Origin of the sequence: Lysinibacillus sp. FSL M8-0134 (genome assembly GCF_038069745.1) — a bacterium.
In the GTDB taxonomy this organism is placed as follows: Bacteria; Bacillota; Bacilli; order Bacillales_A; family Planococcaceae; genus Lysinibacillus; species Lysinibacillus irui.
On sequence record NZ_JBBPAJ010000002.1, the window covers coordinates 305,072 to 317,759 of the forward strand.

General features: G+C 35.0%; 14 protein-coding genes. 4 read left to right on the top strand and 10 right to left on the bottom strand.

Translation table 11 applies throughout. The features are described from left to right. Positions 1–38 precede the first annotated feature (38 nt). Positions 39–1,484, bottom strand: a complete 1,446-nt coding sequence (locus tag MKY49_RS21400) for a sodium/proline symporter (protein ID WP_274794882.1) — start codon at positions 1,482–1,484, stop codon at positions 39–41. A gap of 86 nt (positions 1,485–1,570) precedes the next feature. Next, positions 1,571–2,452 (bottom strand): LysR family transcriptional regulator, encoded by an 882-nt coding sequence (locus MKY49_RS21405; RefSeq protein ID WP_274794883.1) that lies wholly within the window; start codon positions 2,450–2,452, stop codon positions 1,571–1,573. Positions 2,453–2,591: 139 nt separating this feature from the next. On the opposite strand from MKY49_RS21405, the gene MKY49_RS21410 reads away from it, so the two are divergent. Together MKY49_RS21410 and MKY49_RS21415 are read left to right on the top strand one after the other, a co-directional pair. Further along, positions 2,592–3,287: an L-2-amino-thiazoline-4-carboxylic acid hydrolase gene (locus tag MKY49_RS21410; RefSeq protein WP_341387055.1), complete on the top strand. Its 696-nt coding sequence runs from the start codon at positions 2,592–2,594 to the stop codon at positions 3,285–3,287. 5 nt (positions 3,288–3,292) lie between these two features. After that, positions 3,293–4,504, top strand: a complete 1,212-nt coding sequence (locus MKY49_RS21415) for a Zn-dependent hydrolase (protein WP_341387056.1) — start codon at positions 3,293–3,295, stop codon at positions 4,502–4,504. Positions 4,505–4,553: 49 nt separating this feature from the next. Here MKY49_RS21415 and MKY49_RS21420 read toward each other — a convergent pair whose 3' ends face one another. From MKY49_RS21420 to MKY49_RS21435, 4 genes are all read right to left on the bottom strand, one after another. After that, positions 4,554–5,075 (bottom strand): GrpB family protein, encoded by a 522-nt coding sequence (locus MKY49_RS21420; protein WP_274794886.1) that lies wholly within the window; start codon positions 5,073–5,075, stop codon positions 4,554–4,556. Positions 5,076–5,081: 6 nt separating this feature from the next. Then, positions 5,082–5,786 carry a class I SAM-dependent methyltransferase gene (locus MKY49_RS21425; RefSeq protein WP_341387057.1) on the bottom strand — a complete coding sequence of 235 codons (705 nt, stop codon included), beginning with the start codon at positions 5,784–5,786 and terminating at the stop codon, positions 5,082–5,084. 392 nt (positions 5,787–6,178) lie between these two features. Further along, the gene (locus MKY49_RS21430; RefSeq protein ID WP_341387058.1) at positions 6,179–7,018 is read right to left on the bottom strand and encodes a hypothetical protein; all 840 of its coding nucleotides are present in this window, start codon (positions 7,016–7,018) and stop codon (positions 6,179–6,181) included. Continuing rightward, positions 7,008–7,532, bottom strand: a complete 525-nt coding sequence (locus MKY49_RS21435; RefSeq protein WP_312506573.1) for a sigma-70 family RNA polymerase sigma factor — start codon at positions 7,530–7,532, stop codon at positions 7,008–7,010. The genes MKY49_RS21430 and MKY49_RS21435 overlap by 11 nt, the downstream gene beginning before the upstream one ends. Before the next feature lie 139 nt (positions 7,533–7,671). Here MKY49_RS21435 and MKY49_RS21440 point away from each other — a divergent pair, with 139 nt between their 5' ends. Next, positions 7,672–8,454, top strand: a complete 783-nt coding sequence (locus tag MKY49_RS21440; protein WP_341387059.1) for an ABC transporter ATP-binding protein — start codon at positions 7,672–7,674, stop codon at positions 8,452–8,454. Next, entirely contained in the window at positions 8,451–10,073 is a 1,623-nt protein-coding gene (locus tag MKY49_RS21445) for a hypothetical protein (protein ID WP_341387060.1), read from the top strand. The genes MKY49_RS21440 and MKY49_RS21445 overlap by 4 nt, the downstream gene beginning before the upstream one ends. A gap of 58 nt (positions 10,074–10,131) precedes the next feature. On the opposite strand, the gene MKY49_RS21450 is transcribed toward MKY49_RS21445, so the two are convergent. Genes MKY49_RS21450 through MKY49_RS21465 form a run of 4 tightly spaced genes read right to left on the bottom strand, consistent with a single transcriptional unit; the run spans position 10,132 to position 12,566 of the window. Then, on the bottom strand, positions 10,132–10,674 hold the full coding sequence (locus MKY49_RS21450) for an AAA family ATPase (protein ID WP_274794892.1): 543 nt from the start codon (positions 10,672–10,674) through the stop codon (positions 10,132–10,134). Between the two features lie 41 nt (positions 10,675–10,715). Further along, positions 10,716–11,330 (bottom strand): ABC-2 transporter permease, encoded by a 615-nt coding sequence (locus MKY49_RS21455; RefSeq protein ID WP_274794893.1) that lies wholly within the window; start codon positions 11,328–11,330, stop codon positions 10,716–10,718. A gap of 1 nt (position 11,331) precedes the next feature. Continuing rightward, complete coding sequence (locus tag MKY49_RS21460) at positions 11,332–12,189, bottom strand: ABC transporter ATP-binding protein (protein ID WP_274794894.1); 858 nt, start codon at positions 12,187–12,189, stop codon at positions 11,332–11,334. Beyond that, complete coding sequence (locus MKY49_RS21465; protein ID WP_274794895.1) at positions 12,189–12,566, bottom strand: GntR family transcriptional regulator; 378 nt, start codon at positions 12,564–12,566, stop codon at positions 12,189–12,191. The genes MKY49_RS21460 and MKY49_RS21465 overlap by 1 nt, the downstream gene beginning before the upstream one ends. Positions 12,567–12,688: the final 122 nt, after the last annotated feature.

Genomic DNA, 12,688 nt, shown 5'->3' on the forward strand with positions numbered 1-12,688 from the left:
AGGAGTTCCACTTATTATTCCAAAATACTTTTAAACTTCTACACTTTTATTTGCTCTTGCTCTTTATCAGGACATACTAAAGACACGATAACCCCAACAATTAAGCAAATAAAGAATGTCGCTGCCTTAGCCGAAACAATGGCCTCCATAGGAGAGAGAGACCATGCAATTGCACTAATGAAACCTACAACAATTGTGGCAATGACCCCAATACCTGAAACACGTTTCCAGAAAAAGATTAAAAGAATGACAACAGAAAATGTATTACCAATCCCTGCCCATGCAAAGGAAACTAAATTATAAATGACTGAGCCTGATTTAAGTGAAATAATAATACCTACAATCCCACTAATCACTGCAACTAGACGAGAAAGGTGAACTAGTTTTTTACTAGAAACATTCCAACGTAATGTCTTGTGGATAATATCCTCACTTATAGACGTTGTAATCACTAATAATTGTGATGATGCTGTGGACATAATTGCTGCTAAAATACCTGCAACAATAATTCCCGCAACCCACGGTGGTAAGATTTCAAATACCATATGAGGTAAAATCATCTCTGGGTCTTCTATAGAGCCTTGTTTATACAAAGTGGATGCGAAAATAGCTGATAAGAAAGCACCTACATATACAATGAGCGTCCAAATGATGGCCATATTACGTCCTGTAATGCGCTCTTTTTCAGTTGTAATAGCCATAAAACGAGAGCTTAATTGAGGTTGTCCGCCTAGCCAACCAAAGAACCATGACAGATTTGTAAATAGCATAGCTCCTAAAGCAAGTCCATTTAAGCCGCCCACCCAGCTATCCGCACCATTGCCCATATTCGCAAGCTCTGTTGAAATGCTTAAACCCTGATGTTGGATTTCCATATAAGCCGCGATAGGGACAATAATAAATGAGATGAGCATTAAAAAACTTTGGATTGTATCTGTCCACACAACAGACATAAATCCTCCCATACATGAATAGGCAATTATTATTGCACCAATAATAATTGTACCCCAAGTAATGTTTAATCCTGAGAAGGAGTAAATCGTTTTGCCCATCCCTGAAAATTGAGCAGCTAAATAACAAACAAAGAATAACACCATAACCGCAGAAGCTAGCCAACGAATAATGTCAGCATGCTTTGGAAATTTGACAGCAATATAGTCTGTTAAACTATTCACCTTATATTTTTGTTGCTCAGTCATAAAACGTTTTGATAAAAATAACCATGAAGCAACTACCCCTAAGAGCATGCCTGATAAAATCCAAATGCCAGAAAGTCCTGCTACATAAATAAAGCCAATTGCCCCTAAAAACATGTAGGCTGACTCCCCAGTAGCTCGTTCTGAAAAGGCTAGCGCCCAGCCAGGTAGTTTATTGCCCCCTAGAAAGTAATCATTATGTGATAAATCTTTTTTGCTAAAGTAAATCCCAACTCCAAGCATTGCGAGTAAATAGATAAATATCTCAACATAAACAATCGTATGCATAACCCAAACGTCCTCCATCTGATTAAAGTAAACAATCCCAATTGGTTTTATCAGATAATAGTTCGGGTTATTTTAATTGTCAATAACTAAATTTGTAAAAAGGATGCAAAGTATTTCGATATTTCTACAAACTTTAAAGCCCCCGGAGAAAGATGAACACTGTGTTTGTATGCAATTCCAACCTGTCGAATATATGCTTGAGAAAATTTTTTTCTAATCAAACTACTTGGCGCATGTAGTAAGAGAGAATTCGGAACAATGGAAATACCTAAATTTTCATTAACCATTGTTAAAATGACCTGATCGACCGATAATTCATATACCACATTCGGGTGGATTTTATGTTTGGCTAAAACCCTTGATACATCTCGGTCAATAGTACGTTTAGGCATAATCCAACGTTCATCCTGTAATTGCTCAATGTTAAGTTCACTCTCTTTTGCTAATGGATGCTCCTTCGCCATGATGCAGACAAGTTCATCATCAAAAATCGCGTCAAATACAAGATGTTTAGAATGTGGTTGTACTAAAAATCCAATATCTACTACCCCATTATGTAACCAATCCTCTATTTGGTCATAATCCCCTTCCAACAAACGAATGTGTAAATCCGGATGATGCTGTTCAAAGTACGCTAAAACCTTTGGCAGTAAGACAAGTGAAACACTTGGTAGAATACCAACGGATAACGTACCACCAATTAGGTTTTTTAATTTAGCGACTGAGGTTTCTAGTTGCTGCTGTTGCTGCAATATCTTTGAGATATGCTCATAAATAATCTTTCCCTCACTCGTTAAAACAATATTGTTACGGTTTCGAATAATTAGTGACAAACCAAATTCTGCCTCTAAATTACTAATCGTGTGACTGATTGAAGACTGTGTAAGATTTAGCTTTAATCCTGTTTCTGTAAAATTCCCCGTATTGATCAGCGTATGGAAAGCAATATATTGTGCCAATGTTGCCATATTACCGCCATCTCCTTTTATGATTTTTTTTCATAATAAATTGTGTAAATATTCATTTGATTTCATTTACTAGCCACCTCTATAATAAAAATAAAATCCAAGTAAATCAATAAGATTTGTATTGAGGGGGCTCATACTAATGGCAAGGGAAAAATTAATGATGAAGGCTTTATCCATGGACGTAATTACGGCAAAAATGTTTACAGAGTTACATCTCTCCATTACAGAGCAATATGGGGAGCATGGTCGTGAATTAATACAAAAAGGTTTAGAGGCATTTGGTTTAAAGGACGCTGAAGCCATGGCTAAGAAGGCAACAGCAGAAGGCGAAAATCATACTTTCTTTGAATATTTACCATCGATCGTGGAAGGTGAAGAGAAATTTGCGGATTTAACAACGTTCGCCCGTTTTTCAAAAATGTTTGCACAAATTGCTAAGCCAGTTGTAGATGAGTTTGGTGAAGCGGGTGAACAGGTCATCATGCGCGCAGTCGAACGTTTCGGCCATAAACGGGGCCAAGGTATTGCTCAACGTGCACGCACAAACGGCCTAGAAAATTCAGTGGATAACTATTTAACAAACTATGATATGGGCCGTAGTGATTTATTTGAAATTGAAACCGTCTATAAAGAAAATGAGGTAGAACAAACATTTACTCACTGCCCACTAGGTCAACAATGGGCTGATGATGATATGGGCAAATACGGCATTTTATATTGCAAAGTGATCGACCCCTCTATTGCCAAAGGGTACAATAAAAATTTAGAGGTGGTTCATGACCAATTTGTCTTGCGTGAAGGTCAATGCCACTTCCAATTCCAAATGAAAGAGTGATTGTCATGATTAATGGAGATAGACTCTTACAGCATCTTCAAGACTTAAGCCAAATTGGCCGTAATGAAGCAACAGGTGGTATTAATCGTTTCTCGTTCACGCCGGAAGAAAAGCAAGCCATTGAGTTAGTCACAACTTATATGGAACAAGCAGGAATGCGTGTAACAGTCGATGCAGTTGGAAACCTTATTGGAACTTATGGTGAGGGTAATGAAACCATAATGCTAGGCTCTCATATTGATACAGTACCAGAAGGCGGTAAATATGATGGTGCATTAGGTGTGCTAGCGGCAATTGAAGTGGTACATACTATGCACGAGCAACAGTTACTACCTTCAAAAAAAATTCAAGTTGTCGCCTTTAAAGATGAGGAAGGTACGAGATTTAGCTTTGGTCTACTTGGCAGTAGCGCAATGGCTGGCCTATTAACAGAGGAACAATTACAGCATAAAGATGAAGTTGGCATCTCCATTGAAGAGGCAATGAAGGAATTCAACTTGACTCCTTATCCTTTAATAAATGCACAACGTAATGACATTACAGCTTATTTAGAAATGCATATTGAGCAAGGAAAAGTATTAGAGAATGAAGATCTACCCGTCGGTGTTGTAACAGGCATAGCAGCCCCATTATGGCTAGAGGTAACCGTAACAGGTGTCAGCGAACACGCTGGTGCAACACCTATGCCGCTTCGTCAGGATGCGCTAACTGCAGCAAGTGAAATGATTTTAACTATTGAGCAGCTATTAAATGACACAACTGAATCTGTCGCAACTGTCGGCAAGTTGACTGTCTCTCCAAATGGCACAAACGTTATTCCTGGCAAGGTCACATTCTCGATTGATCTACGGGATATTGACGAAAATAAAGTAAGTACATTAGAGGCTGCCATATTGCAACAACTGCAACTGATTGCTAAACGAAGACATGTCACATTGACTTCTAAAGTGTTACAGCGCATTAAACCTGCAAAAACAAATACAGCGCTACAACAACAATTAGCTACAAGCATTGAAAAACAGGGAATACGTCCTTACTCCCTCATCAGTGGTGCTGGGCATGACGCCATGAATATCGCGGAAATTGCACCGATTGGGATGTTATTCGTCCGTTCAAAGGACGGTATTAGTCACAATCCTTTAGAATACAGTTCAGATGAAGATATTATTGTAGCAACTAATATTTTTTATGATACCGTTGTCGAGCTTGCTAGATAGACTATTTATAATAGAAGAAAGCCATTCTCTATATTGTTGAGAATGGCTTTTATAGTAAGTCTTCAACTTTTGCCCTAGCAATAATTTTTTGAATGAACGGCCCTTTTTTCTTGGTATAGGTTTGGCGATCATACTGAAAGTGATTAGCAAGCTGTTCTTTTAACGTTTCATATTCTTTCGCTGCTTGAGGATTTATTCGGAGATAATCTCGGAACAGGCATTTATCATTCCACTCTTTACTGTTATATTCACATACATGTAAATGACATGTTCCTTGGCCCCATAACCCTTTTCTAAAAAATCTTCTATCCATTAGCTCTAGCTTCGGAACGTATTCATAGTCAATATTACTTAGCGCCTCTATTAATTCTGGCACCTCCTCTATACTTTTGACGCCTAGTAGAATATCAATAATGGGCTTGGCCTTCAAACCTTTGATAGATGTGCTACCGATGTGCTCAATCCCTAATAATGCATGTCCAATAACTTTTTGAATTCTTCTTTTCTCATATAAAAATTGTTCTTCCCAATTCAAGTCATACTCTGACAATACCACTTTAATTTTTCTCATCTTTGTTTACCTAGCTATTTCTTTTTTAAATAATCCTACAATAAATCCATCTAATCCGAAATATAGATCATCCGTAGACCTAGATAACATTTTTCTTATTTCTATCTCCTCTAAAAAGTGAAATATTTCTTTTAATTGATTTTGTGTATAGCCAAGTCCTCCCTCTAAACTTCGTTTTAAATATACTTCTTCATCCGTCATGGCAGAACCGCCATATGCACCATTTTCCTCAAACGAGCATAAAGCAAAGTAGCCACCTGGTTTTAATAATTTATCAATCATATCTATATAACTAACACGACGATGTGGCGCTATATGATGAAAACATCCTGAATCATAAATAAAGTCAAAACTATTCTGTTCATAATCCAACTCAAAAATATTAGCGCAGACGAATTCTATATTGACATTTTCTTCATTCATTCTTCTTTGAGCCCATTTCAGTGCGTTATCGGATATGTCCACTCCAACCACGAAACATCCATTTTTAGCTAAATAAATAGCATTTCGTCCAGCACCACAGCCAATTTCCAACACTTTACCAGGATTAATCATATTCTTCTCAAAGTAGTGTACAAGATTTTCGTCAGGCTTATTCACAAAGAAAGGAATATTTTGAAATGTATCATAAAAGTCATTCCAGAAATGTTGGGGCTCACGCAACAAACCGTCTAATAAAACAAGCAAATCTTCATTGGATTTAATTAACATTCCATACCTCCCAATCTTCCCTTTACAACATTAATTATATGGGAATTGCTAAATACAATACCAGCTTCAAAATACCCGAAATATCCCATGTACAATAAGTAGAGAAAATATGATTTTCTCTACTATTTATTAGTATCACCTAATCCTTCTTTCATCCGGATTCAACTTTTCTAATAGCTGATAAATCATATCTTCATAACTGTGGGCTTCTTTATAGGCCCGCTCAACTATCTGCCCCCTCTTAAAACCCAATCAAAATTGAAAACCTTTATTTTTCTTTTTTAGAACGTCCAGACAAATGGTGATGAGCAATTTTATAAAGCCAAGAGAAAAAGAGACCGTATAAGAAAATTGATGAATTAAATTCGGAGAAATTAATTTAGTGGTCACGATTAAAAGATTTTGCCATTTTCATCACAGTAAAATTCAATGGTAAACCTCTTCTCGTATTGTATTGTATTTAGCTCAAATATCCCCTCTATTTGAATACTAAATGTTCGCCCATCGTCAATTAACGCTGTTTTATAGGAGGTTTGCTTCCACGTTCCTGATTGCGTTTTTATTAGGCTTGTAGAAACATTTTCAACAGAAGAAAACAGTTGGCGTTTGTGGGATGCATCATATTGCGTTTCAAAATCCCCTGTTACTTCAACAGTTCTTAAAATATCAGGGAAGTACATATAGGTTTTTTTAGTAGTACTACCATCGTCATTGGTAATTACAGGTTCTGGTGTAATCAGGTAGTTATTAATTCTTTCGCGTTCTGTGGCTAAATGTTGTTTTACCCAAGATTGGACATTCTTTTCAAATTCTTCAGGTGAAATCCAATATTCATCTTCGAAATCCTCCATTGGTCCAACAGCAATGTTTAAACCTGATTTCAGCGCCATAGCCTCCTCTATAATTTTTACATATTGCGCATAGTACTGTTTTTTTATTTCTTCTGTTAGAGGTGGAAGTGGCTTTATAGCAGTACTTTCTACTAATTGAGACTCATCACGCGTATCTGTAGTAGCTAAGGGAGAATCTATTGTAGTTTTCTCTACTGTTTGAAGAGTAGGTAAGAGACTAATTCCAATTAGGACAACTGCAAAAATAGAAACCACCAAAGGTTTCCACTGATATTTATAATTAGGAGATTGGTTTATTTTAGCCAAAATATCTGCTCTATCTTTCTTTGTAAATTTAATAGACGTAGGTATTGATTTCTCCAGTTCATTTTTAATACTCATATTCTAAATTACCCTCCTCTATCGTTATTTTTGCTAATTTCCGCCCTCTAGCTAACCTGGTCTTAACTGTGTTGGGAGAGCATTTTAACACTTCAGCCATTTCTGCTATTGATAATTCAACATAATAGTGGAGCCAAATTACTTCTCGATATTTGATGGGTAAAGAATTCACTATTTGCCCTATAGACTGATTTTGCTCTTGGCGTAAAACATCTAGTTCAATAGAGTCTCTCTTTAACCAATTTTTCACTCTTTCTGTCACTTCAAATTTTTTATAATGCCAGCTTTTTAAGTAATTTTGACATTCATTCACTGCTATTCGATATAAATATGTTTTAATAGTAGAACGTCCTTCAAAGACATCAAGGCTTTTATAAAATTTAATAAAAACTTCTTGTAAAAGATCCTCCGTCTTCTGAATTTCTTTTACATATGTATAAATTAATCTTTTTAAATAATCCCCATGTTGATCCATTACTTCATAAAGCAATTTTTCTTTGTCATCAGTTGTCATAATAAACCCTCCCTTCTTATAAAGTTAGACAAAGCTGGAAATGAACTGGTTTCATTTTACCAAAAGGAATTTTTCTACTTATAAGTATGCTATAGTGTAGTTATGGTAAAATTTCTAGAAATTAGAAAGGAGCTAGGAAATGGAGGAAATTTTAACGATTACGAATTTAACGAAGAGTTATGGGAACAAGGAAATCTTAAAGGGGATTGACCTTCATGTATCTAGAGGAGAAATTATTGGCTATATTGGCCCAAATGGCGCTGGGAAAAGTACAACTGTAAAATTAATTTTAGGGCTTGAGGGCGATTATGGCGGAGAAATCAAGCTTTTTGGAAAAACCATAGAGCAGGATCAAATTGATTATAAGCGGAAAATCGGGTATGTTCCTGAAATTGCGGATGTTTATGATAACTTAACAGGCTATGAATATTTAACATTTATTGGGCAGCTGTATGGACTGGAGCTTGAGGAGGCATCTGACAAATCGAAATCGCTAATGGAACTGTTTGGTGTTGGTGAAGCGTATTATTCTAGAATTTCTTCTTATTCAAAGGGTATGCGACAAAAACTACTAATCATTGCAAGCGTCATACATAATCCAGACCTACTATTTTTAGATGAACCGATTAACGGCTTAGACGCAAACAGTGTCATGATATTTAAAGAAATCTTAACTCAGCTAGCTGCCCAAGGAAAAACCATCTTCTACTCATCTCATATTATGGATGTCGTTGAAAAAATCAGTAGTCGTATCATCCTGCTGTATGATGGGAAAATTGCTGCGGACGGAACATTTGCCCAATTACAAGCTGATAACATGGAAGGAACGCTGGAAAGAATTTTTAACCAGTTAACTGGATTCCATGAACATCAGGAGATTGGAGAAAAGTTTGTCTCCATCGTACAAGGAGTGTCATTATGACGGATTTTAAAACACTTCAATTGCTTGATATATTTCGATGGCTTTTTGTAAAAATGGGCATTGATTATGACATGATGAGAAAAATTCTACAACTTAAACTAACGATGGATGAGCGTAAAGTACCCACACTATTTCAACAGAATAAAAAGAAAGACGATCAAAAATTTGGATATATTAAGTCTCTATGGATTTATGTCTTATTCGGACTTATACTCATCCCACTTATGGGATTTGGTCAAAACTTTCTTTTTCAAATGAGTATTGCCTTTGCAATGATTATATTTTTAATTATGACTTCTTTAATTTCTGACTTTTCTTCTGTGCTCTTAGATGTGCGAGATAAAAGTATACTTTCGACGAAGCCGATTTCTGCTAGAACTATTAATGCCGCAAAATTTATGCATATTTTTATTTATTTATCCTATTTAACAATTGCCTTAACAGCTATCCCCCTTGTTATCAGCCTCTTTACGCAAGGAATTGTATTTTTTATTTTAACAGGTTTTGAAATCATACTCATTAATTTATTTATCGTGGCGTTAACTGCCATTTTATATATCGTTATCTTACGTTTCTTTGATGGCGAAAAGTTGAAGGATATGATTAACTATGTACAAATTGCACTATCTCTGATGCTCATGATTGGTTATCAAGTGCTGATTCGATCATTTGAATTTGTTAACTTAGATATGGTGGTTTCGTTTCATTGGTGGAGCCTCTTCCTCATCCCGATGTGGTTCGCCGCTCCGTATGAATTAATACTTCATGGTGACACATCCTTATTAACAGTAATCTACAGTATCTTAGCAGTGATTATTCCTATCATCTCTATTTGGTTATATATCAAACTCATCCCAACGTTTGAACGCAATCTTCAAAAACTACTAAGTACAAGTAAATCTAAAAAAGAGAAGAACAATAGACTCAAATCATTGTTATTATCTCTTATTTGTAGAACACATGAAGAACGAGCCTTCTATCGTTTTTCCACTCTGATGATGAGGCAAGAGCGAGAGTTTAAGCTCAAAGTCTATCCTTCTTTAGGTTTTTCATTTATTATCCCATTTATTTTTATCTTTACCTTTAGCAGATCTGAGGAGATTGACTACTCGAGCAGTATGGGCTACTTAACGATTTATTTTAGTATGCTAATTATTCCTTCTGCAGTGCTTTTCCTTGGTCATTCTGCTAAATATAAGGCCGCTTGGATCTATAAAACACTTCCGATTAAAGATTATATAGGTTTACAAAAAGGTAGCTTAAAGGCCTTTTTAATTAAATTGTATATACCTTTATATATCGTACTAAGTATTGTATTTTGCTATATTTACGGCGTTCGAATTATCCCAGATTTGTTAGTGGTTTTAGTAACAAGCTGGCTATATACGGTCTTCTGTTTTGTTATGATGAGCAACAAAATACCCTTTACCAGACCCTATGATGAAATTGGAGATGCTCAAGGCTGGAAAACAATGTTGCTGTTTATCCCTTTAGCTATGCTGGCAGGTTTACACTTTTTAATCGCTAGTCAGGTTACTTTCGGATCCACTGTTTATTTCATTATGCTTTTCTTTATCAATATGGTGATATGGAAAGTTGCTTTTAAATCTTCTTTGTAATTAAAAAACGGCTGGATTCCCTTTATTCAATGGGATTAGCCGTTTTTTCTTCTTTAAACTATCCGTTTAGCAAGTTTTTTAGTTCACTTAAAACAGAATCTACTTGAATTTCGTTTGTTACATAAAATTCTTTGTATGCATGTTCTACACTTTTCTTTAGCTGATAATCTTTTTGTGAGTTAAGAACATCCTTAAAAGTTTGAACGGTTCGCAAAATAGAGGTATCACGCCTCGCCTCATTAATTCTAGATTCCAGTATTTCTATAGGTAAATCAAATTTGACAATGATGATGTGAAATCCGCTATTATTAAACCTTTGTATAAGACGGTTTCTATTAAATTCGTTTAAATTAGAATTACATAACACAATATGAAACTTCGTATGATCTACCGCATATTGTACGAGTGTTTCTGTTAATTTATATTTAATCGTATTTTCCCCATTATTCGGGATTAGCTTAGAATAAGAATCATATAAAAATTGTGCTTGTTGATCTTGATCTATCACAATACAATTTTGGCACATCTGCTCTAAACTTCGTGCAAATGTAGATTTACCACTGTGTGTCTTACCAATAGTCAGCACACAAAATCTAGTCATGGTAACACCCCATTCACTTTTTTAGTACCTCATTGAAAGTTTTAAAAAGCTTTCCGCTCATAAATACGTATCGATAGCAACCATGAGCTAATAAATAACAGAACAGTAATGATTGTGGCAAAAAGGTATAGTTGTAGTTCCTGTACAGTCATAAAATTTTGCACTAGGGTTCTTAACCTATCATTAAAGTTAGGAACAAAATAATTTATTACGACCATATACATTCCAACTAAAGCAATACAAATAATAGTTAGATACTTGGTTTTAAATTTATAGGATATCGGTAAAATAAATGATATGGCAATCATAACGAGACCCATATTAAGTAATATTTCTTTCCACAATATTAATACCACTGTTCCATTTAAAAGATAATTGGCTAAATACGTATAGCATATGAATAATCCTGTAAAAATTAACGCTCCAATATATTTTGAACTAACAATTTCTTTTCGTGTATAGGGTAATGAATTAAGTAAGATGTTGGCATTATCTTTTTCATCACTAGAGAAAGCATTTAAAATAAAAACAACACTATAAACAAATACTATAAATACCGGAGAAACATTAACCAGTAAATAAAGTAGAATAGTAGCTATGTAGATGATGAGCGTGTTTTTTTGGATTAAGATATCCTTTAGAATAAGATTCAGCATATTACCACCCCTTCTTTGTATAATACATAATATCTTCAAGCGTGGGTTTTTCTACAACAACGGTATCACCAAATATAGTTTTAATACGATGTTTCTCATTCGCTAACGCTTCAAATCCGCTGTTTGTTTTGCGAATGGACACGAACTCCTGCTCCGTTTCACGATCTAATAGATCAAGTGTCCCTTTGACGACGGCATAATCCTCTTCAATCTTATAAAACTCCTTCGTAAATATATGCTCACCTTGGTGAATAAAGGTTATATAGTCTGCAATGCGATCTAAATCTGTTGTAATATGTGTTGAGAAAAATATAGTTTTTTCTTCATCTTGCATTAATTCATGTAAAATATTTAGAAGCTCTCTGCGAAAAATAGGGTCAAGACCTGACGTTGGCTCATCCATAATAATTAATTCCGCATGGTGAGCTAAGGCAATCGCTAATGATGCCTTCATCTTCATCCCCTTTGAGAAGGTTTTCATATTTTTGTTCAGAGGTAACTCAAACTGTTCAATATACTGCTGAAATGCCTTGTCATCCCAGTTTTTATAAGCTGGTTTAATGATTCTTTTCATATCATTTAGTGTGATATTTTCATAAAAAATATTCTCATCATAGACAAAACCGATTCGCTCTTTTATTTCTTTTTCGTGTTTCTTATAACTCTTACCGAAAATAGAAATGGTCCCACTATCCTGCTGTAATAAATTCATAATCATTTTAATTGTGGTCGATTTCCCTGCTCCATTCCCTCCTATAAACCCTGTGACAAAACCTTTCTTAACGTTAATCGAAAGATCTTTTATTTGAAAACCTTTAAAAGATTTTTGTATATGTTGTAATTCAATAACACTTTCCATCACTCATCCTCCGTATACAATAAAGTAAGCATTTCCTTTAACTCAACTAAGCTAATATCCATTTCCTTCGCATTTTGAATCGCCACTAATAACTTTTCCTCAATAGCCTTCATTTTTCTTTCCTTCATGATTTCTGTATTTTGTTCAGAGATAAACGAACCTTTTCCAACAATAGAGTAAATAAAGCCGTTTTTTTCAAGCTCTTCATAAGCTCGTTTCGTTGTAATGACACTAATTTCTAAATCCTTTGCTAGCTGGCGCATGGAAGGTAATGGATGCCCCTCTTGTAATTCACCTGTTAAGATCGATTTTTTAATCTGCGCATATATTTGTTCATAAATAGGCTCTTTTGAACTGTTTGAAATAATAATTTGCATGCAATTACCTCTTCGTGAAATATTGTATATATACTTTATATACAATATATACACATTAAACCAGATTTGCAACTATAATTTACTTTTATTTAGCAATTTTGTGTAACTATCCCCACTACGCG

Bases quoted from the DNA above. Each gene is read 5' to 3' on its own strand.
- MKY49_RS21400 (WP_274794882.1), bottom strand. From the start codon at position 1,484: ATGCATACGATTGTTTATGTTGAGATATTTATCTATTTACTCGCAATG.
- MKY49_RS21405 (WP_274794883.1), bottom strand. From the start codon at position 2,452: ATGGCAACATTGGCACAATATATTGCTTTCCATACGCTGATCAATACG.
- MKY49_RS21410 (WP_341387055.1), top strand. From the start codon at position 2,592: ATGGCAAGGGAAAAATTAATGATGAAGGCTTTATCCATGGACGTAATT.
- MKY49_RS21415 (WP_341387056.1), top strand. From the start codon at position 3,293: ATGATTAATGGAGATAGACTCTTACAGCATCTTCAAGACTTAAGCCAA.
- MKY49_RS21420 (WP_274794886.1), bottom strand. From the start codon at position 5,075: ATGAGAAAAATTAAAGTGGTATTGTCAGAGTATGACTTGAATTGGGAA.
- MKY49_RS21425 (WP_341387057.1), bottom strand. From the start codon at position 5,786: ATGTTAATTAAATCCAATGAAGATTTGCTTGTTTTATTAGACGGTTTG.
- MKY49_RS21430 (WP_341387058.1), bottom strand. From the start codon at position 7,018: ATGAGTATTAAAAATGAACTGGAGAAATCAATACCTACGTCTATTAAA.
- MKY49_RS21435 (WP_312506573.1), bottom strand. From the start codon at position 7,532: ATGACAACTGATGACAAAGAAAAATTGCTTTATGAAGTAATGGATCAA.
- MKY49_RS21440 (WP_341387059.1), top strand. From the start codon at position 7,672: ATGGAGGAAATTTTAACGATTACGAATTTAACGAAGAGTTATGGGAAC.
- MKY49_RS21445 (WP_341387060.1), top strand. From the start codon at position 8,451: ATGACGGATTTTAAAACACTTCAATTGCTTGATATATTTCGATGGCTT.
- MKY49_RS21450 (WP_274794892.1), bottom strand. From the start codon at position 10,674: ATGACTAGATTTTGTGTGCTGACTATTGGTAAGACACACAGTGGTAAA.
- MKY49_RS21455 (WP_274794893.1), bottom strand. From the start codon at position 11,330: ATGCTGAATCTTATTCTAAAGGATATCTTAATCCAAAAAAACACGCTC.
- MKY49_RS21460 (WP_274794894.1), bottom strand. From the start codon at position 12,189: ATGGAAAGTGTTATTGAATTACAACATATACAAAAATCTTTTAAAGGT.
- MKY49_RS21465 (WP_274794895.1), bottom strand. From the start codon at position 12,566: ATGCAAATTATTATTTCAAACAGTTCAAAAGAGCCTATTTATGAACAA.